Source organism: Peribacillus sp. NPDC056705 (assembly GCF_043656335.1).
On sequence record NZ_JBHTYI010000009.1, the window covers coordinates 25,755 to 46,777 of the forward strand.

Sequence of the window (21,023 nt, forward strand, 5' to 3'; positions counted from 1 at the left end):
CTCAGGCTCTATATACACAAAAACCTTTTGATTAAAATCAAGAAGTTTTCTTTTTAGTTTACAGCTCTTCTCCTCTCGTCTCGATAATATGCTTATACCAATGAAACGACAGCTTCTTTTTCCGGTTTAACTGATCATGATGATCCACGTAAATAAATCCGTATTGCTTCTTATACCCGTTTAACCAACTTAATAGATCAATGACAGACCATGCGTAATATCCTTTTAAATGGATGCCTTCTTTGATTGCACGTTTAATCACTTTTAAGTGTTCCTCAATATATTTAATACGGGGAACATCCACTATTTCACCATCGATAATCGGATCCTCATCACCAAGTCCGTTCTCTGTAACATACATTTTAATTTCACCATAACGTTCTTTTAACATATGCAGCCCATCTAAAAATCCTTGAGGTGAGATTTCCCAGCCCCATTTTGTATATGTTTTATCATCCATTTTTATGGTCCGATAAAAGCCATCAAAAGACGGGTTCCCTGGAGCTAGAGTAGATGTTTCTCTTGAATGCTCCATGTTTGAAACAGCTTCCCGATTTTTTTCCACTCGAATGGGCTGGTAATAATTGAGTCCAATAAAATCATTTTTCCCCGCATTTCTTTTTAGCGTATCCAGTTCTTCTTCGGTCCAACTTGGAGTCCAGCCTTTTTCCTTTAATTGCTCAACCACATAAGCTGGATATTCACCTTTTAAAATAGGGTCATAATACCAAAAAGTTTCATATTCATTGGCATGCCGAGCAGCCAATACATTCTCATGTTTGTCATTTATACTATAAGCAGGCAGGAAAACATGGGTAATCCCAATTTCACCGTAATGATTCAGTGACTTGTATACCTCTACCGCTTTTGCATGTGCATAAAAAACATAATGTGTCGCTTGAAAGTATTTATTTTCATCGTTTTGGATTCCAGGCGGGTGCGCTCCTTTTAAATAGCCCAGACCGCAAAACATAACCGTTTCATTAAACGTGATCCAATGTTTGATGCGGTCTCCGAAAGCGCGAAAGCAAATTTCCGCATACTTGATGAATGCTTCAGCTGTTCGCTTATTCGTCCATCCCCCATCTTGTTCAAGCGTCAAAGGCAAATCCCAATGATACAGCGTAACAAATGGAACAATCCCATATTTTAAGCATTCATCAATGACATTATTATAAAATTCCACGCCTTTTTCGTTTACTTCCCCGTCACCTGTCGGCAAAATACGTGCCCATGAAATGGAAAACCGGTACGATTCAAGTCCCATTTCTGCCATTAATTTAATATCTTCTTTGTAACGATGATAATGGTCTATCGCTACATCCCCGTTTGTACCTTCAAATGTTTTCCCTGGAATCTTTGAAAAGACATCCCAATTCGTTATACCTTTTCCATCTTCATCCCATGCTCCTTCTATTTGAAAAGAAGCAGAAGCTGCTCCGAATAAAAAATCGTGTGGAAATTTCATTACAACCCCTCCGTTTTCATACCAACTTATGAAATTGATGATAATACATTTTATTTATAGGTACAAATATTAATATGATTATATTACTTTCATTCATATTTGCCTACATAAACTTTGCATTAAAGATAGTATCCACTATGAAGAATGAATAAATCCAGAATCAATCTCACTTTTGGCAAAGGACCAATGACTTACATCTGTTGTTAGTTTCATATGTACACATACAAAACCCGTCCTCCTTTGGAGGACGGGTAACATATTATTCAAGACATTAACAATCACTCCACAACCGGGAGCCAACCTTTTATCCCAATCAACTTTTCCCAAAGCGGATCTGGAATGACCAGTTCATCCTGATCTTTTTTGGAGAGGGTAGTCCGTATTTCCGCTTCTTTTCCAGACCTGATTTTTTCAATCCAATGCGGTTCCATGAGAAGCTCACGCCCAAGGGCGATAAAAGGGACACCCGTTTCCATAGCTTCTGCTACTTCATCAGGTGTATGCAGTGATCCTACACCGACCACAGGGATACGATTACCTACTTTATCGTAAATTTTAACGATGCGTGACTTTGTCCTATCACTCTCACGGAATGAGCCATTCCAGAAGTGACCTACCGATATATGTAGATAATCCAGGTTTTGATTGGCTAGTCTGTCAACGAGTTGGATCGTATCATCTAAAGTGATTCCAGGGTTGCTGCCTTCTTCAGGAGAAAGGCGGTAGCCGATGATAAACGGCTTTCTCGCATGCCCAGCAACCGTTTTCTCGACTTCATTCACAATGGTAAGCGGGAAAATCAATCGTTGTCCCAGTGTCCCGCCCCAGTTATCCGTACGACGGTTCGAGTGTGGCGAGAAGAATTGTTGAAGCAAGTACGTATTGGCACCATGGATTTCCACACCATCAAATCCTGCTTCGATGGCCCTTCTTGTTGCTTCGCTAAATGCCTTAATAACCTCTTGTATTTCGTCTTCACTCATTTCCCGCGGTACAGGTGCTTCATCGTTTGAAGCAATGCCACTTGCAGAAACAGGTTGGTTATCAGGCAATAAATCCGGCGGACTTTGCCGGCCTCCATGATATATTTGCAGAATCGCTTTTGACCCGTTGGACTGGATCGTTTCGGCTAGTTTTCTCAAGGATGGGATAAAGGAATCGTCATCTGCACTAAGCTGGCCTGGGAATCCCTTTCCTCCAGCAGATACATAGGCACATGCCGTGACCACCGCTCCTACACCAGCCGAGCGCTCAGCGTAATAGGCCAGTTCATCATCGGTTACAAAGCCTTGATCATCCGAAGAATAAGTGGTCATAGGAGCCATCATGATACGATTTTTCACTTCTACCCCTGATGGAAATTTATATGTTTGAAAGATCTTTTCGTATTTTTGATTCATGCAATCCTCCCCCTTTACTCTTAGTGGTGATGATGTCCGTGCGGTTCTTTAGAAGGGTTCGTGATTTCAAAGCCTTCTTCAGGTACATAAAAATATTTTATCCAGACACCATCCAGAAATTCTTCACGTGAATCCAGTAAAATATCGATATCTTTATCTGTTTTGACGATTTCATCATGTTCTGCCGGTGTATCTAGTTTCATGTCATAATGGGCATGATCGCCATGCATATGGGTGATATATACACGAATCATTTTCCCTTTCGCTTCTTCAGTGTTCAGCATTTTTTGTAAGACCTTAGCTGCATTACGATTAATTTTGCATTTCATGTCCATTCCCCCAACAATAAAATAATCCCTGTATTAAATTCTACCCAATTACGGGTTATCAGTAACATCCATTTTTCCCCTTCCTTATTGGCCATGTCCACTCATATGCTTATAAGCGGTCTGAAGGAAAGACGATTCCGATTTGCTTTCTTGCTTCATCCATGATTTCCATAGTCAATAGTGAATTCGCATACGAATTTATATCGGACTCCATTTTCCTCTGCTGTATCAATTCAACAAACTCTTTCGCTTCATAATACATGGTAGGCATATCCTGTTTTACCGAAATATTTTCATTTGTTCCATCCCGATACTTAATATCCACCGCTTGCGGTCCTGAAATTTTCTGAATGATGATGCTTCCATGTTCACCTTGAATTTCCGAAGGCAAATTGGATTCAGTAATCTTGGAGAACATGACGACTGCCTCCATCTCATCATAGGAAAGCAGGATCGTACCCTGCCCGTCGACTCCTGATTCAAGCATCGTTCCTGATGCATGTACCTTATTTGGTTTACCGAACAGAACAACAAGCGGATAGAGTACGTAAATACCAAGATCCATTAAAGAGCCACTGGAGAATTCAGGATTGAATGCATTCAGCACAGTGCCTTGTTTATACGAATCATATCGAGATGAATATTGGCAAAAGCTTCCCGAGAAACGCCGTACTTTCCCGATTTTATCCAGATTCCCCTTTATGCTTTCGAAATTCGGCATGATGGTCGATTTCATCGCTTCCATCAATAGCACATCATTTTGTTTTGCAGCCTCAATCATTTTCCTTACTTCTGCAGCATTTGAAGCCATTGGTTTTTCACATAATACATGTTTTTTATTTTGTAAAAACAACACGGCTTGCCTGCAATGATGAGAATTAGGGCTTGCTATGTATACAGCGTCGATTTCATTGCTGGCGGCCATTGCTTCTAAATTCGTAAAAGTCGTATGTACTCCGTATTTATTGGCAAATTCCTTGGCTTTCTCTTCTGTACGTGAGTACACGGCGGTTAACGATAAATCCTCTACATGCTTTGCAGCCTCCAAAAATCGTTCCGTGATCCAATTTGTACCTATTACCCCAAATCTTATCAAATTCCTATCCCCTTTCAAGCTAACTTGAATATGTCCTCAATATACAGACATTTCACTGAAAAACAAAGTATAATGAACACTCGCAACTGTTTAAATTGGATTTTTTAGGTAATGTTCGTTTATAATTTTTCTATAATGCCACTGCCATGATGTTTCTACATACTCCCTAACGGGAAAGCAAAATGAAAAGGAGCGTGTGAAGTTTATGACAGAATTAATGAAAAACAAAGTTGCCATCATTACCGGTGGAGGGTCGGGAATTGGCCGGGGTGCCGCACTGAAACTAGCTGAAAACGGCGCGAACATCATCTTTTTTGACCGTACAGTCGAAAATGCGGAAAAAGTGAAGGACGAAGTGGAAAACCTTGGTCGAAAGGCATTAGTCATTAAAACGGATGTTTCCAAGGCTGAGCAAGTTGAACATTCCTACAAGAAGGCCCATGAACAGTTTGGGAAAATTGATTTTGTATTTGCAAACGCAGGCATTAACGGAGTGATTGCCCCTATAGAAGATATAAAGCCAGAAGATTGGGATCAGACACATGCCATCAACCTCAAAGGCACCTTTCTCACCATTAAATACGCCATTCCCTACATGAAGGAAACGGGTGGCAGCATCGTAATCAACAGCTCCATCAATGGAAACCGATATTTCAAGAATTTTGGTTTTTCCGCTTATAGTTCATCCAAAGCTGGTCAAGTCGCTTTTGGGAAAATGGCTGCACTCGAATTGGCAAGATATAAAATCAGGGTAAATACCATTTGTCCCGGCTCCATCGATACGAACATTCACGATAACACATTCCCGGAAGATGAAAGCTTAAAAAAAATCAGGATTCCCATTGAATATCCGCAAGGCTCTCAGCCCCTGGCGAAAAAAGCGGGGAGTACCGAACAAGCTGGTGATCTCATATTGTTTCTAGCATCGGACATGTCTTCCCATATTACGGGCACGGAAGTTTATATCGATGGAGCAGAATCGCTATTATGATTCATACTTACGCCCCTAAAGGAAAAAGCTGAAATCCACATCAAGGATTTCAGCTTTTCCTAATTAAACTCGCCTTAACCCACGACGGGCAAGGATTAAATAAGCGAACATGGCGATGACATGACAGCTTACCATCACAATTCCCATAGGCAAGGGTGACTCACCTGAGCCTAGTCCCACCAAGGGAGCCATTAGTGATCCTAATATAAAAGGAAGGAGGCCAATTAAAGCCGAAGCACTGCCTGCTGTTTTTTTCTGATTTTGCATCGCTAAAGAAAAACTCGTAGTACCGACAATACCGACGCTGGAGACGGAGAGGAATAAAGCGACCAAGATTCCTGCCAACCCAATTTCGAGAAGGACTGAGGCAAGTAGTAACATTCCTCCAAACAATGCTAGACATAATCCCATTTGAAGCAGTTTTTCTTCTTTAACCTTCCCGGCAAGCTTCCCGGCAACTTGTGAAGCGATGATGATCCCAATTCCGTTTATTGCAAAAATCAAACTGAAGGTCTGTGGAGAAACGCCATAAATGTTCTGGAGAACAAAAGGCGATCCGGAAATATAAGCGAACATGGCGGCACTTATGAATCCTTGTGAAAAAGCATAGCCCATAAACACGCGATCTCTCAATAAGTTCCCAAATGTCCTGATAGTATCTTTTACCCCACCTGCACTTCTGAGATTAAACGTTAAAGTTTCCTTTATCCCAAAAAATGCAGCTGCAACCATAATGATACTTAATACTGAAATGACAACGAAGACTCCCCGCCAAGACGTGAAATGCAAAAGCTGACCGCCAAAAACCGGAGCCAATATCGGAGCGGCCCCATTCACCAGCATTAACATGGAGAAGAACTTGGTCAAATCCGATCCTGAAAAAAGATCGCGAACTATCGCCCTTGAAATGACAATGCCCCCCGCTCCAGCAATACCTTGGATAAAACGTAATAATAAAAGCAATTCAATGGTTGGAGCAAAGGCGCATAACAGAGAGGATATGCAATAAATGGATAAAGATATGATTAACGGTGTCCGTCTTCCTTTTGCATCACTTAGCGGCCCTAAATAAATTTGGCCTAAAGCCAATCCTAACAAACAGGCCGTCAAGCTCAGCTGCGCTAAAGACGTACTGCTTTTCAGATCCTCCGCCAGTGTGGGAAGACCCGGTAAATACATATCAAGTGACAGTGGCCCAATCGCTGCAAAAGACCCCAGCATAAGAGCCATCAACAGCCTTTTGGATTTAGTCATTTCGTTGCCTGATGATATCGTTTCCTTCATTTCAATCATTATTACCCCTATCCCTTTCAACTAATTGTTTTTCCTTAATAAAACTCGACTTTCTTTATTTTACAAAAGATCCGAACAATTTACGATAAGTATGCATCCCCTAGAATTGGATTCTTCCCTCGAGAATTCAATTAAGTAATGTTCAAAACTCAGAAATCTTCCAAAAAGGAAAAATCTTAAATCAGGAAATATATTTGAGGATGCTACTATCCAAAGTAAGGCTATAAAAGGTCCAATCAATTCCCCATAAAAAATGACCCCATTTTGGAGTCATTTCAAACTCTAGACAAACTCGAAGAAAAGCCAGTTTGCATTTCTGAAATCCGCTCCCTTTCCGCCGACCGTTCCCAAGCCTCATCAAAGCGAGCGCCTGGGGGTCTCGGCTAGCCAGTCATTCGGGATGAGGGCATTCCGAATCCCATATTCAGAGTCATTTTGATTTATTCAACAATACTAAATTACGCGGAGTATCACCAGATAATCCATCCATCAAGTTTTGTACGGCAAGAGCTGCCATCTTCAATCTTGTGGCAATGCTGGCACTCCCAATATGCGGCAGTGTAACGACATTGGGCAATGTTAGCAGCGGGTGATCCACAGGGACTGGCTCTTCTTCGAATACATCCAATCCAGCCGCCCAAATCTCTCGGTTTTCCAGCGCCTGGTATAAGGCCTTTTCATCGATAATCCCGCCTCTTGCTGTATTAATGAGCACAGCCGTCCCTTTCATTAATTCAAGCTGCTCCTTGCCAATCATATAAGTGGTTTCCGGTGTGAGCGGCAGCATGACACAAACGAAATCCGATATTTGGAGCAATTTTTCAAGGGACTGATATTCGATTCCTAATTCTTTTTCCTGTTCATATTTACGGCTTCGATTAAAATAAACCAAGTTCATTTCAAATCCCTTAGCTCTTTTTGCAAGGGCTTCCCCAATCCTACCCAAACCGATTATACCAAGCGTTGCACCGTGTACATCTTGTCCGGTCAGCTGCATCGGCGACCATGTTTCCCACTTTCCACTCCTTAAATAATCTTCTGCCTCCATCATCCTTCTTGCCGTTGCAAGCAGCAAGCCGAAGGTTAAATCAGCTGTCGTTTCCGTTAAAACCCCCGGTGTGTTCGTGACCATGATGCCCCGTTTTGTTGCACTTCGAACATCAATATTATTATGGCCCACTGCCATATTCGCGATGATTTTCAGGTTAGGCGCCCGTTGAATCAGTGACTCATCGATTTGTTCCGTCAATAAACAAAGCAGCCCATCGACTTCTTTCATTTCTCCTTCAAGGACCTCTCTAGGGACCGGTATATCCTCTTGATCCCACATCCTGACATTATATGTCCGACTAAGACCTTCGATGATTTGTTCCGGCAATTTCCTTGTAATATAAATTTTTGGCTTCAAACCATAACCTCCTATATCGTTTCATTCCATTAACGCATTCTTGCACCATTTTTCACCTTCAGTTTTCGTCACTCAACAATTAATTATAGAATATTGGCTAAATTACTAGCTTGTTTATTCAATTTTAAAATAAACTAGATAAATAGACCATCTATTTCCAATCATTCTACTATTAATTTTCCCGTTTACAAGGAGGCTTCCGCTTGACAGTTTCAATTCATTCAACTAATCATAGAATAATAACCCATTAAATCTATTCTGTCATTAGTAATACAACAATTTTCCAGATGAAGTTTATCTCGATTTAGGAGGATATGGGACGTTCATGAAAACGAAAACAACATTTAATATTTATCCAATCATAGCTCCAAGCGCTTTATCTTTAAAAAGTATAAACTTTTATTTAGTTAAGCAGGATGAATCTTTAACATTAGTCGATTCAGGCATGAATGATGACGTCTGCTGGAATGCCCTTCAGCAAACATTAAACGAAAATGGATTTACCGTTGGAGATATTACGGGAATTTTATTAACCCATCACCATGGAGACCATGTTGGCTTGGTCAATCGGATTACCGAACTCCATCCGATTCCCGTTTATGCCCATTCTAAATCCATCCCCCGTTTAAAAAGGGACCCTGACTTCTTAAGTATGAGAATTGAATTCTATAAGCAGCTTTACATTGAGATGGGCTGTGGTGAACTTGGAGATAAACAAGTGGCTTACCTATTCAACGCGGTCGATAATAATAAAGATCAAAAACTGAATGGTGACATCATCGCAATCACGGAAAAACAATGGCTGAATTTTGAAGTGATCGAATTTCCCGGGCATGCACCGGATCAAATTGCTTTTCTTGACCAGGAAGGGAAACGGCTTCTTGCCGGTGATTTATTGATTGAACATATATCAAGCAATGCCTTGATCGAACCTGATGAAAACGGTAATAGAATGCTGACTCTTGTAGATCATATCGATTCATTAAAACGATGTTTGGCATTACAGGTGAATCTTCTCTTTCCTGGTCATGGAAACATCATTGAACAACCTGGTCATTTGATTGAAAAAAGGCTCAACAGCATAGAGAGAAAATCACAAAAAATCCTTAGCTTGATAGAATCCGGAATTTCTACCGGCAATGAACTGGCAAAGGAGTTTTACAAACAAAAATATATTGCGGAATTCCCGCTCGTCATGTCAGAAATCATTGGCCACTTGGATTATTTGGAATATCAGGGGAAGGTCACGAAACAACTCGTTGAAAATGTAGTTCATTATCAAGCTAAATGACATCAAGAAACGCGGGAATTGATATTATCCCCACTAAGTGGAAAATGTAAAAGGCTACTGGCAATCCGTAGATGATACACTCACACTTGGAGGGGATTTTACTATTTCCAAAAAGTAAATCACATTGAAGCTGAAATACATAGGTCTATTTGAGCGTTTTAATTAATCGAACAGGAAAAGGAAGAGAAAGTGAAGAATTACTTTTCTGAATATTAAATATTTTCAGAATAGGGGAATGAATGTGAAAAGGAAATTTTTAAAGGTTTTAAGTTCAACAGTTGTAGCCGCAGCATTACTTGGCCCAAATGTCAGCTTAGCTGAACGAGGACCAAATCCGACAGGTGGAACGAATCTCTCCACCGAAGCATTCCTTAATTATGACGAACTTGTAAAAAAATTAAATCAACTTGAGCAAGTGAGTGCAGGGAAAGTCAAAGTAGAAGTCGCTGGACAAACAAATCAGGGTCGTTCCATTCAAAAAGTGACTGTCGGTCATGGTGACAAAGTCGTTCTTATTCAAAGTGAAATTCATGGAAATGAAAAAACAGGAACTGTTGCGTTATTGAACATTCTTGAAAACCTTGGTCAAAGTAGCTCACCTGAGGTAAAGAAAGTGCTTGATGAACTAACAATTGTTGCTATTCCAATGATGAACGTAGACGGCTCAGAGCTTGATCGTCGTGGAAATGAGATGACATGGTCTGAGGTTGTAGGGAAATTCCCCCAACTTTCTAATGTGAAACCTACTTGGAACTATTACACTACTCCCAGATCAGGCGACGACTATGCTAGCAAACCGGGATTTGATGTTAACCGTGACTTTAATCCTAACCTGAACTATGTACCGAAGCCTCAAGACTTCCCGGGGGCATCTGAAAAGCCGGGCTGGTTTATTACACCTGAAGCGCAAACGGTACGTGACACATATAAAGGGTTAAAGTCGAAATTCGGGAAAGTGGATGTTTTTATCGATCTTCATCATCAAGGGTTCCCATATATCGAAGGAACTGATGAGCGTGTGACCATGTCAATATCAGGAAAATTCGTTCCTAACCCAAGCACTCCCGAAGGGGCTAAATATGCAGAGTATGCAGATAATTTTAAATATGATTTCTCCCGTCAGTTGACACTTACTGCGTATAACGCACTACAAGCAAAAGGGAATTCAGTGTTTACAAATATTTCACTATACGATCAATCAATTGACCTGCCAGGAACTGCTTTAGGGACTTTTGCTTTAAACGGAAGTGGGACGGTTCTATTTGAAGTTAGTGGTCAAACACAAAACTTTGGGCAAAAAAAGAAAGGCCAGCTCGTAAAAACGGTTGAAACAGGGCTAATGGGTATTATCAATGGTGTAACAGATGGATCGGTTCATAATCTTAATCCATCAGACTATGAAAATATTCCTGAAAGTTCATCTACACCGGGAATTTAGTCAAGTTTAAAACTTAATTTTAAAGGGGGCTTGCCCGCCATCCGGCACCGGTTGAATATCGGGTCAGATGGCAGCATAGCCTTTTTTAGTTGTCAACTTGACAGGGTAAGTCCATATCCATTCAAAGATTTCTGCCTTTTCTTGATGATGGAACCTACACACACACTACAACCTCTCTGGAAAAAACGCCTTTCCTGGCCACACAGCGATCAGCAATTTCAAATCCTGCTTCTTCAATCATATGATCCATCGTGTCGATCGTTACGACGACGACCTTGTCAGCAAAGCTTCTGGCATGTTTAAGGATCGATAGCTGATCTTCTGGCGTCGCATGTGTATATAAATTGTAAGGCATATCGATAATCGCTACATCATATTTACTGGTGACCTCCGAAATCGGACCTGTAGTTACATCACCTTCGAGGCCGAAATAGGCAATATTCTCCCTGGAACCGTCGGTAACAAGCGGGTTGATATCCCGGCCATCAATATTGATCCCCATCGATAGGGCTTCTACCAATACCGTTCCAATTCCGCAGCATGGATCAATTGCCTTCACTCCATCCGGATGTGGAACGGCTATGTTAGCAATGGCCCTTGCCACTCTTGTGCTAAGCGCTGTCGAATATTCCCGGGGCTTCTTCATATGTTTTAACCAAACCGCTTCAGGCTTGACATACTTCCCAAAATACCATCGTCCGCCAAGGGTCACGATTCCAAAGACCTGATCAGGATTGCGCACATCGGCATCCCCCTGAATATGCCAGCCTATCTCCCTTTCAATTTCACGCTGTCCATCATAATCTATTTTTACGTCTTTATTCAAATCATTAATTTTTACGAATAATACTTTGAATGTCGAATCAGGCAAATGAATACCTTTCACTTGCTCAACGATTTCGGATATGCTTTCCCCTTCAAACATGACATCGACCCGCCCTTTTATAAAAGGGCTCCTGCTCGGTTCAATTGCTATATCACTTTTCAAAATATTCCCTGAAGTCTCAAAGCCAAAGAACGAGCGCATCTCCATTTTAGATAATGAGCGTTCGTCAGGGCTGCATGTAAACGTGTATATATATGCCGGTTTGCGGCTATGATTAGTCAATCCATTCCCATCCTTCATTACTTTAGATTATATCTTTCTATCAAACATAGCTGTAATGGTATAGAAAAGCAAATGGAATCGCATGTAAAAAAGCATGAATGCTTTTCTTTCAACACTCATGCCGGTAAATTTATCATTGTTCCTTCACTATAAGAAAGGAATTATTAATCCAATTTATGCAGCCGGCTACTTATATACTTTGCACGGGCCTCAATGAATTCCAGGATGAATTGGGGCTCATTATCAAATTTCACAATATTCCCCTTGATATATGGATCTTTTGAAACATAAGGTCTTATTTGATCATGCATTTCCTGAATGATAGGTTTCATATAGTCCACGTTAAAATGATTGTTCAAAATTTCCTTAAGAAGTTCTTGGTACCGGACACGAAATCCTCTTACATCAAGGATTCTAGCAGTCAATGTATTGAATCCCTCGATTCCCACATAATCCTCTTCCATCACTTTCCCATTAACATCCCTGCCCCATGTCGCATCATAATCCCATGGAATCATTTCAAAGAGTCCCGTATCTCCATTTCGATACAAGGCATAGTTATGAACGAACCCATCATAGTTTTGCGTAAATATGACACCGGCCAGCCAGCGCAGGTACTTTTCCACATCGACATATTTTACGATTTCCTTTTCAAAATCCACTCTTGAAATTGTATTGATTTGGAGGATCAACTCTTGTAAATATAATTCATCCTTTGCTGTCCCGCATTTTTTTTGATAGCCCATCTCCAATGATTTTTTGATTCCTTTATCCAAATCGCTCATCAATGAGAAATTGGCATCACCATCCACTGCATAGAAAATAGCACCCTTGGGCAGCCCCCTTTTCTTCAAATAATATTCATCCACCGATTCCAATTCTAGGTATATCCCTTCGTCCTTTCCGTTCAGATTCAGGAAAACGAACTGGGAGTTCGGCGATAAGGTGCCTATATCCGCAAAAAAGTCTAAAGATAATTTATTTCTTAGTAAAGATTTATCTTTATATTCGGCATTTAAATGAACTTCCTTGGCATTCTTATAAGTATTAGGTTTATAAAAGACTACATTATAGGATTTTTTGGGAAAACCGCGGATATGTGAGCCACGGTAAACAATATCAATATCCAGTTTTTTTCTGTTAAGTGTTAACTTTGCCGGTAAAGGATCATTGCACCATATATCTCTGCGAAGTTCCCTTAAATTAACTGGTGGAATAAAAAGCTGGTACACAGGCAGCTTCTTGTCAGAATTCATACAACCCTTCACTTCCCTTTCACTTTCATATTAAATTATGAAAAAAAGCGAGGGGTGTCACCAAAAACAAATTTTCATTAAAAATTGTGCTATTATCCCTGGCATATTACGTACAAGCGCATAGTTTAATGTATAGAAAGGGGGATATTTAAATATGTCTGATATCATTCAAAATATACAAAATGCGGTAGATAGAGCCAATTCCTTCGGGTTAGGCGATTTCATGTATAATGACCCTTGTTCAAAAGGCCGTTCTTCACGTAAAAACAACAATAATAAGCGAACTTCCCGCAGACGCACTAAACGTTGCTTTAGCATGAAGAGGTCCACTTGCCGTACGCAAAGGCGCACTAGCAGGAGGAGGTCCACTTGCCATACGCAAAGGCGCACTAGCAGGAGGAGGTCCACTTGCCATACGCAAAGGTGCACTAGCAGGAGGAGGTCCACTTGCCGTATGCAAAGGTGCACCAGCAGAAACCGGTGTTCCATATGCAACAGACAAAGGCGCTGCAACAGAAACCGGTGTTCCTCCAACAACTGCAGTTGGCTTTGCGGCAATAACTTTCGAAATAAACGGGAATGTTGCTTCTAGTTTCTTGGTTCCGTTTTAATGTACAACTAATTTTTTTCACTGGATATTAAGATTTATTTTAAAGTCCAATTTTCAATAAAAACACAAGCTCGTCGTAAAGGGACGAGTTTTTTGTTTTTTTAAAAAATTTTCACGATCGTTATATCCATTCAAATGTACCGTTCCTTAAACAATGAAAAACACTGCCATTTATAATGACAGTGGACTTATTTGCGATGTACCCGAACCTATAAAAAAGGATCCCACCCTTTTACATACGGTAGGATCCTCCCAGTTTCGCTTATTTAACGGAGACCGATTCGAACTGTGCATACACATCCTTCAGCCCTGCTTGAATGGCTTGACCAGCCTTTCCACGATAATGCATTTGTACACGATCAATCAATTCTTCGATACCATCTTTCAGGCAATAACCGCGCAGCAGTTGACGAATGAATTCCCTGCCATGTTCTGTAGCAAGTGTACAGGAAGCCTCGACTATTACACCATATTTAAAGTCAAGCTCTACCGTGATCGTGATGGAATCATATAAATTTCTCGCCGCCATCCCTTGTGGAAGTTTTGCATGCCCTGCAATAAAGTATGTGTTCATCATCTGATCTCCTCTATCTATAGTTAATGGACGGAAACCTGCTCGAAGGGCCATGCAGGCAATTGCTTTCGAAGCTCTTTATCTTGTCTGTAGCCAAGTGCGTATTCGCCCTGCATTACAGTATGAATCTCACGGGTTCCTTCGTAAATGACCGGGGCTTTTGAATTCCGCAGAAAACGTTCCACTGGATATTCATCCGAGTATCCGTAGGCACCATGAATTTGAACCGCATCATTGGCCGCTTCGTTAGCAGCATTACATGATATCCACTTTGCAAGTGAAGTTTCCTTCGTATTCCTTTTTCCTTGATTTTTCAAGGTACCCGCTTTAAAGACCAGCAATCTGGAAATCTCTAAATTTGCGGTCATCTTGGCAATCATTTGTTGAACGAGCTGATGCCTGCCAATCTCTTTTCCGAATGTACTTCGTTCATGGCAATATTTCAAGCTTGCTTCCAGGCTTGCTTCAATTAACCCTACAGCACCTGCGGCCACTGTAAACCGGCCGCTGTCCAATGCCGACATGGAAATTTTAAAGCCCTCACCTTCTTCACCGAGCCTATTCTCGACCGGAACTTTTACATCGGTTAAAAAGATTTCGCCTGTATTCCCGGCACGAATTCCTAATTTCCCTTTAATGGCTTTCGACTCCACTCCCTCGAAAGTCCGTTCCACAATAAAAGCAGTGATTCCCCTTGAACCGGCATCATGATCCGTCTTGGCGAAAATGAGGAAATGATCTGCATAATCACAGAGCGAAATCCATGTTTTTGACCCGTTCAAGATATAATGGTCCCCAACACGTTTTGCCGTTGATTTCATAGCCGCAACATCAGACCCTGCATTCGGTTCAGTCAGCCCAAAAGCGCCAATCTTGATCCCTTTTGCCTGCGGTACTAAATATTTCTGTTTTTGTTCTTCCGTCCCCCATTGCAGCAAGGTCATGCTATTTAACCCTGTATGTACAGAAACTGCAGTTCGGTAAGCCGTATCGCCTCGCTCCAACTCTTCACAAACGATGGCAAGCGTATTATAATCCATTCCGACTCCACCATACTCTTCAGGTATACAAACGCCCATCAACTGCAATTCCGCTAACCTTTTTAAAATATGCGGCTGGAATTGACCTTTCCTATCCCACTCTTGAATGTATGGGATAATTTCCTTATCAACAAATTTCCTTACCACTTTCTTCACACTTTGCTGCTCTTCTGTTAATTCGAAATTCATCATTAAAATTCCTCCTAAATAATTTTATTTTCCTTGAATTTGTTTATTTGGTCTGGACTATATCCAATTTCAGCCAGAATGGAACCGGTATGCTCACCATACAGTGGCGGATGCTTTCTCATCGTAACCGGTGTTTTTGAAAGGTTCAGTGGCGATCCCGTCACTCTAAGATCTTCGATTGTGGGATGTTCCATGTTCACCAACATGCCTCTTGCGATGATTTGCGGGTCCTCGAACATCTCTGCGATATCATTAATCGGTCCATTGGGTATACCTGCATCATCAAATAGCTTTTTCCATTCTTTCTTTGTCTTTCCTTTCAACAAATCCTCTATTATCGGTATTAATCCTTCCTTGTTCAGCAAACGTTTTTCATTATGCTTAAACTGTTCCTGCTCGGCTAAATCAGGTCTGCCGATAACGGCTGAAAATCTCCTGAACTGATCATCATTTCCTACAGCCACAACAAGCTCCCCATCACTTGTCCGGAACGTTTGGTATGGAACGATATTGGGATGTTGATTTCCCATTCGTTCAGGGGTCTGGCCACTGAATAAATAGTTGCTGGCGACATTCACCAATGAAGAAACCTGGCAATCCATTAACGAAATATCAATTTCCTGTCCTTCCCCCGCTTCATCCCTATGATGCAAAGCGGTTAAAATGCCAATGCATGTATACAAGCCAGTCAATATGTCAGCTATGGCCACCCCGACCTTCACGGGGCTTCCATCTTTTTCTCCTGTGATACTCATCAAACCACTCATCGCTTGAATGATATAATCATAGCCAGGCAAATCTTTATAAGGTCCGGTTAAACCAAATCCCGTAATCGAGGCCATGATCAGTTTGGGGTTCATTTCCTTTAAACCCTCATAACCCAGCCCCATTTTTTCCAACGTGCCCGTCTTGAAATTTTGAATCACAATATCCCCTGAAGACACCAACTTCCGGAAGATTTCTTTCCCTTGTTCCGACTTTAAATTCAAGGTCATGCTTTGCTTATTTCGATTGGCACATAAATAGTAAGCGCTTTCCCCTTGGGCGAATGGCGGACCCCATCCTCTCGTTTCATCCCCTGCCTCATGATGCTCGATTTTAATAACATCGGCACCCAAATCACCGAGGATCATTGAACAAAACGGCCCCGCCAAAACACGGGATACATCGATAATCCTGACTCCTTCCAAAGCTCCATTCATATCATCACCCCTTTCAAACTGTCGGGAAACACAAAAAAGAGCCAGTAAAACCAACAATGTCATTACATTGAATGTTTCACTGACCCCTATCCACGAACTGTCTTCCTGCAAAGGAAGATCAAGTGAACCAAGTCAACTTTTATGGATTCCAGTTTTATGACAAGCCGGCCATGCAGCAAGGTAACTTGCTGTCATCGGTTTGGTAAATTTAGTATAGTCTATTTTTTTGAATTTTGCAATAATTTTGTTCTGGTGTTTTCATTACTTCCACTGAAATACTCATTAGCATACTTCCCGTTTAATATAAAAATACAGCCCTCAATCCATAGTAATCGGAAATTGCCTTTATTCGTGAGGCATGGGATGATTGAATATGCATAATTGTCAATATATGAATTTTTCATACTATCGATTATCACTCGACAGACAAGGAAAGATTGAAAGGAGATGACGATATGAACAATAAAAAAGCGGAAATAATCGAAGCGATTAAGAAATACCACACAATTATCATTCATCGCCATGTTAATCCGGACCCCGATGCATTGGGATCACAAATCGGTTTAAAGAAGCTTTTGAAGCATTCCTATCCTTCTAAAGAAGTCTATGCGGTAGGCGAGGAAGTGGATAAGCTTCTATTCATTGGTGATATGGATGTCATTTCCGATAACAAATACAAAGGTGCCTTAGTGATTGTTTGTGATACTGCCAACATTTCACGGATCAGTGATTCACGATATGATCACGGGGACATGCTAATCAAGATTGATCACCACCCCGAATATGAGCAGTTTGGTGATTTTTCCTGGGTCGACCCTTCTTATAGCTCTGCCAGTGAAATGCTTGTTGATTTATTCTTGGAATCTCCGGAAGGCTTTATCATGAATAAAGAAGCGGCTAAATCATTTTATGCAGGAATAATTAGTGATACAGGTAATTTCATGAATGGGAATACAACTTCCAGGACATTAAAAATGGTTTCGCACTTAAGAACTTATCATATTCATCCCGAAAGAATCCATAACAGCCTTAATATAAAGACGAAAAACGCTTCAAGACTTCAAACAGACATCCTCATGAGCTTCAATGTAACCGATAAAGGGGTAGCTTACTTCATTATTACGGAGGATCTGTTAAATATGTATGGCGTGGATCGAATTGAAGCTTCGAATTTAGTTAACACGCTATCGAGTGTCAGGAGCAATAAAATCTGGGCTTTCTTCATCGAATATCCTTCTGAAATCCGTGTCAGGATACGTTCACGGAGCATTCCCATCGCTTCAGTCGCACGTCAATTCAATGGTGGGGGACATTCACTGGCTTCAGGCGCTACCATCCATTCCTGGGATGAGGTTGATCACGTTATCCAAGCGTTGGATCAAGTATGCCCATAACAGGGATTTCATGACCTGCCGTGGTTACATGCATGATTATATTCCCAGGCGCAATGCAATGGAATAATTCTGCCTTTACCTGATTACAAAAAAAGCGCCAAAGCCAGGATGACTGAGGCGCTTGCTTGTTTCAATTTATTTGGACACTTCTTCAAGAATTGATAAATCGATCATGCCTTTTATATCATTGCTAGGGATATAACCAGCTTCTTTGCTTATGTCTGCCATTTCCTGAATGACTTGCTCATTAACTTCAGTCGTCACTTCAAGGCGTGAAAATGCTGAAGCCACTTCATCTTTACTTAATTCTTTTCCAGTCAGTTCCTTCAAATGCTTAATAACCAGCTCTTGGCTTTCTTCAGGGTTGTCTTGTATAAACTTCACCGCTTTTTCATGCGCCTTCAAATAAGAAGCAGCGAACCCCTTTTTATCCATGAACTTCTGGCTTGCAGCCACTACCGTGTTAGGTGAATCTTTCCCCCATGCAAATTGATCCCAGTCAAGCAATAACTTTCCTTTTGCCTGGTTTTCCAATACATAACCCCATGGTTCCTGAGTTGCTGCTGCATCGACAGATTTTTGGACAAAAAGCGCGGTTGTGTCAGCAGGTGCGGCCGCATACAGCTCAACCGTCCCCCCATTCGTAGTCGGCTTTAAGTCAACATCTTGAAGGGCCTTCCTTAGCATGACATCCTGTGTGCTTCCAATGACGGGAATCGCTACCTTTTTACCGCCCAAATCTTTTAAATCCGTAACTTTGCTGCCCTCGCTGGCCACTAGTACGGCTCCTCCATTAACAGCCCCGGAGATCAAGTGGTATTCAGGGTTTTTCACGTAAAAGTTAAGCAATGGACCAGGCCCGACCGTTCCGACATCAATGGCGTTTGTAGCCATTGCTTCCATGAATAATCCTCCATTGGCCACTGTTTTGGTTTCAATCTTAACATCTTTACCGAACTCTTCTTTGAAAAAGCCCTTTTCGAGTGCAATGATCGTTGCACTGTGGGTTAAGTTAGGAAAATACCCAATTTTCACGGATTTCCCCCCAGAACCTTCTCCTTCTTCATCATTGCTTCTGGACTGAGTGCATCCGCTTACTATTCCGATTAACAACACAGACAGAATAAGGGCAAAAAATGATTTTTTCATCATACTTTTCTCTCCTTTTGAACTATTATTTTATTAAACGACCGTTACTTCACTCCCCATTTCAGTTGAACATTACGTTCAAGGCGGGAGAAGACAACATTATCCACGATTGTTCCGATGATTGCGATGATGATCATCACGGAGATGACCAAATCCATTTGTCCCAGTGATCTGCCCATTTCCAGCAATTGCCCAAGACCGCCTCCCCCGCCAAGTAATTCACCTGCCATCAGTGCACGCCAGGAAAAGGCCCATGCAATTCGGAGACCGGATATTATTTGCGGGACGGATGCTGGTAAAATCACGGTGCGAAGAAAATGAAACCCGGTCGATCCATATGTTTTGGCAACCCGCTGATACAACTGGGGTACATTCCGGAAGCCACTTGTTGCATTAACCGTCATCGTCCAAGTTGCGCCGATGGTGACGATAAAGAGAATCGAAAAATCATTCAATCCAAACCAAATGATCGCTAAAGGGAACCACACGATACTCGGGATGGACTGTAAGGCCGTCACGACGAATCCTAGAGTGTCTTCAACCAATTTAAAGCGCCAAATGAAATATCCTAATATTAGACCTACTATAATGGCAATCGTAAAGCCGATCAGGATACGGCCAAGGCTTTTTCCGATGGCTTCAGTTATTTGTCCGCTCATCAGTCCATTAAACAGAGTTTCCAAAACCTGGGTCAGGCTTGGGAACATGAATTCCGGAAGACTGGAAAGTCTAGATGTGACTTCCCATATCCCCGCTATCATCGCGATGAATATGATTCGTCTTAAAGCTGTAATCATTCCCCATTTCCTCCTTCAGCACTTTTTCAATTTCCTCCTGTAAAATCGATAGAACCCTTTGTTCTGTATGCAAAGTTACACTATCCGGCATAACTCCATCTTTCATCGAAGGGACGGAAATCGTCTCTTTAATTTTCCCGGGACGGGTTGCAAAGACGATGATTTTTTCGGAAAGCTGAACAGCCTCACGAATATTATGGGTAACGAAAAAGATTGTCACTTTAGTTTTTCTCCAGATTTCGAGCAGTTCTTTATGCAAGACCATCCTCGTTTGCTCATCCAGCGCAGAGAATGGCTCATCCATCAACAGGATATCCGGTTCCATCACCAACGCTCTTGCGATGGCTACCCTCTGTTTCATGCCCCCCGATAGTTGATGTGGATAGGAGTCAACATATCGGCTGAGGTGAACCATTTTTAAAATGTCCAATGCCTTTGCTTTAGCCTCTTCATTGGGAATCTTCTTTAACTTCAATCCGTATGTAACATTTTCAAGTACCGTCAACCAAGGGAATAACCCCGCCTCTTGAAATACTACGACCCGTTCCGGACCTGGCTTCATCACTTTTTTCCCAGCTACACGTATTTCCCCTGCATCTGCCTTATCAAGGCCGGCAACCAGATAAAGGAGTGTGGATTTACCACACCCTGAAGGGCCGACGATTGAAACGAAGCTTCCCTTCTCGACCTCTAGGTTTATCTTATCGAGCACCTTTATGCTTTCTTTCTTTTCATTCTTAAAACTTTTTTCAATGCCATCTATTGTTAAATACATATGGTCACCCCACTTTTATATCGCATCGATTTACTAAACATTATTTCTTAATAATGATTAATCCAATGGTTTTTGTCAACTATAAAAATGCAAAAATTCTAATTTATCGGTATCTTTCTATTAGATTGTCATTGTATTGATAAATATTCCAAACTCACACAAAAATACATATGGGCAAATTCCATTCAGAAATAAAAAACCTGAGCCCATGTAAG

General features: G+C 41.3%; 18 protein-coding genes and 1 pseudogene. 5 read left to right on the plus strand and 14 right to left on the minus strand.

Annotated features, from left to right (window positions below; translation table 11 throughout):
- Nucleotides 1-58 precede the first annotated feature (58 nt).
- From ACFRAK_RS13545 to ACFRAK_RS13560, 4 genes are all read right to left on the minus strand, one after another.
- Nucleotides 59-1,468 carry a GH1 family beta-glucosidase gene (locus ACFRAK_RS13545; protein WP_387596111.1) on the minus strand — a complete coding sequence of 470 codons (1,410 nt, stop codon included), beginning with the start codon at nucleotides 1,466-1,468 and terminating at the stop codon, nucleotides 59-61.
- A gap of 278 nt (nucleotides 1,469-1,746) precedes the next feature.
- Complete coding sequence (locus ACFRAK_RS13550) at nucleotides 1,747-2,868, minus strand: NADH-dependent flavin oxidoreductase (RefSeq protein ID WP_394571872.1); 1,122 nt, start codon at nucleotides 2,866-2,868, stop codon at nucleotides 1,747-1,749.
- A gap of 20 nt (nucleotides 2,869-2,888) precedes the next feature.
- Complete coding sequence (locus ACFRAK_RS13555) at nucleotides 2,889-3,197, minus strand: iron-sulfur cluster assembly accessory protein (protein ID WP_387596116.1); 309 nt, start codon at nucleotides 3,195-3,197, stop codon at nucleotides 2,889-2,891.
- Nucleotides 3,198-3,306: 109 nt separating this feature from the next.
- Nucleotides 3,307-4,293, minus strand: a complete 987-nt coding sequence (locus ACFRAK_RS13560) for a Gfo/Idh/MocA family protein (protein WP_387706140.1) — start codon at nucleotides 4,291-4,293, stop codon at nucleotides 3,307-3,309.
- Between the two features lie 205 nt (nucleotides 4,294-4,498).
- On the opposite strand from ACFRAK_RS13560, the gene ACFRAK_RS13565 reads away from it, so the two are divergent.
- Nucleotides 4,499-5,284: an SDR family oxidoreductase gene (locus ACFRAK_RS13565; protein ID WP_387706142.1), complete on the plus strand. Its 786-nt coding sequence runs from the start codon at nucleotides 4,499-4,501 to the stop codon at nucleotides 5,282-5,284.
- A 63-nt stretch (nucleotides 5,285-5,347) separates the two neighbouring features.
- On the opposite strand, the gene ACFRAK_RS13570 is transcribed toward ACFRAK_RS13565, so the two are convergent.
- Both ACFRAK_RS13570 and ACFRAK_RS13575 read right to left on the minus strand, forming a co-directional pair.
- A complete protein-coding gene (locus tag ACFRAK_RS13570) occupies nucleotides 5,348-6,568 on the minus strand; it encodes a multidrug effflux MFS transporter (RefSeq protein WP_394571906.1) in 1,221 nt (406 codons plus the stop codon).
- Nucleotides 6,569-7,007: 439 nt separating this feature from the next.
- Nucleotides 7,008-7,985: a 2-hydroxyacid dehydrogenase gene (locus tag ACFRAK_RS13575; protein ID WP_387596125.1), complete on the minus strand. Its 978-nt coding sequence runs from the start codon at nucleotides 7,983-7,985 to the stop codon at nucleotides 7,008-7,010.
- Nucleotides 7,986-8,310: 325 nt separating this feature from the next.
- Here ACFRAK_RS13575 and ACFRAK_RS13580 point away from each other — a divergent pair, with 325 nt between their 5' ends.
- Nucleotides 8,311-9,276: an MBL fold metallo-hydrolase gene (locus tag ACFRAK_RS13580; RefSeq protein WP_394571874.1), complete on the plus strand. Its 966-nt coding sequence runs from the start codon at nucleotides 8,311-8,313 to the stop codon at nucleotides 9,274-9,276.
- 241 nt (nucleotides 9,277-9,517) lie between these two features.
- Nucleotides 9,518-10,714 carry a M14 family zinc carboxypeptidase gene (locus tag ACFRAK_RS13585; protein ID WP_394571875.1) on the plus strand — a complete coding sequence of 399 codons (1,197 nt, stop codon included), beginning with the start codon at nucleotides 9,518-9,520 and terminating at the stop codon, nucleotides 10,712-10,714.
- Between the two features lie 154 nt (nucleotides 10,715-10,868).
- On the opposite strand, the gene ACFRAK_RS13590 is transcribed toward ACFRAK_RS13585, so the two are convergent.
- Together ACFRAK_RS13590 and ACFRAK_RS13595 are read right to left on the minus strand one after the other, a co-directional pair.
- Complete coding sequence (locus ACFRAK_RS13590; protein ID WP_387596134.1) at nucleotides 10,869-11,840, minus strand: TRM11 family SAM-dependent methyltransferase; 972 nt, start codon at nucleotides 11,838-11,840, stop codon at nucleotides 10,869-10,871.
- A gap of 146 nt (nucleotides 11,841-11,986) precedes the next feature.
- The gene (locus ACFRAK_RS13595) at nucleotides 11,987-13,078 is read right to left on the minus strand and encodes a CotH kinase family protein (protein WP_387596136.1); all 1,092 of its coding nucleotides are present in this window, start codon (nucleotides 13,076-13,078) and stop codon (nucleotides 11,987-11,989) included.
- Nucleotides 13,079-13,232: 154 nt separating this feature from the next.
- On the opposite strand from ACFRAK_RS13595, the pseudogene ACFRAK_RS13600 reads away from it, so the two are divergent.
- Nucleotides 13,233-13,289 (plus strand): annotated as a pseudogene (locus ACFRAK_RS13600) (hypothetical protein); the annotation flags it as partial.
- 661 nt (nucleotides 13,290-13,950) lie between these two features.
- Here ACFRAK_RS13600 and ACFRAK_RS13605 read toward each other — a convergent pair.
- Genes ACFRAK_RS13605 through ACFRAK_RS13615 form a run of 3 tightly spaced genes read right to left on the minus strand, consistent with a single transcriptional unit; the run spans nucleotide 13,951 to nucleotide 16,693 of the window.
- Nucleotides 13,951-14,262 (minus strand): DUF3870 domain-containing protein, encoded by a 312-nt coding sequence (locus ACFRAK_RS13605; RefSeq protein ID WP_260284044.1) that lies wholly within the window; start codon nucleotides 14,260-14,262, stop codon nucleotides 13,951-13,953.
- Between the two features lie 23 nt (nucleotides 14,263-14,285).
- Nucleotides 14,286-15,491 carry an acyl-CoA dehydrogenase family protein gene (locus ACFRAK_RS13610; RefSeq protein ID WP_192208176.1) on the minus strand — a complete coding sequence of 402 codons (1,206 nt, stop codon included), beginning with the start codon at nucleotides 15,489-15,491 and terminating at the stop codon, nucleotides 14,286-14,288.
- A gap of 14 nt (nucleotides 15,492-15,505) precedes the next feature.
- Entirely contained in the window at nucleotides 15,506-16,693 is a 1,188-nt protein-coding gene (locus ACFRAK_RS13615; protein WP_387596139.1) for a CaiB/BaiF CoA transferase family protein, read from the minus strand.
- A 455-nt stretch (nucleotides 16,694-17,148) separates the two neighbouring features.
- Here ACFRAK_RS13615 and ACFRAK_RS13620 point away from each other — a divergent pair, with 455 nt between their 5' ends.
- Nucleotides 17,149-18,087 carry a DHH family phosphoesterase gene (locus ACFRAK_RS13620; RefSeq protein WP_387596142.1) on the plus strand — a complete coding sequence of 313 codons (939 nt, stop codon included), beginning with the start codon at nucleotides 17,149-17,151 and terminating at the stop codon, nucleotides 18,085-18,087.
- Between the two features lie 135 nt (nucleotides 18,088-18,222).
- Here ACFRAK_RS13620 and ACFRAK_RS13625 read toward each other — a convergent pair whose 3' ends face one another.
- From ACFRAK_RS13625 to ACFRAK_RS13635, 3 genes are read right to left on the minus strand one after another with little or no spacing between them, the layout of a single operon-like run.
- A complete protein-coding gene (locus ACFRAK_RS13625; RefSeq protein WP_394571876.1) occupies nucleotides 18,223-19,239 on the minus strand; it encodes an aliphatic sulfonate ABC transporter substrate-binding protein in 1,017 nt (338 codons plus the stop codon).
- Between the two features lie 41 nt (nucleotides 19,240-19,280).
- Complete coding sequence (locus ACFRAK_RS13630) at nucleotides 19,281-20,033, minus strand: ABC transporter permease (RefSeq protein WP_076367033.1); 753 nt, start codon at nucleotides 20,031-20,033, stop codon at nucleotides 19,281-19,283.
- Nucleotides 19,966-20,808, minus strand: coding sequence for an ABC transporter ATP-binding protein (locus ACFRAK_RS13635; protein WP_260284040.1), 843 nt, complete (start codon nucleotides 20,806-20,808; stop codon nucleotides 19,966-19,968). The genes ACFRAK_RS13630 and ACFRAK_RS13635 overlap by 68 nt, the downstream gene beginning before the upstream one ends.
- Nucleotides 20,809-21,023: the final 215 nt, after the last annotated feature.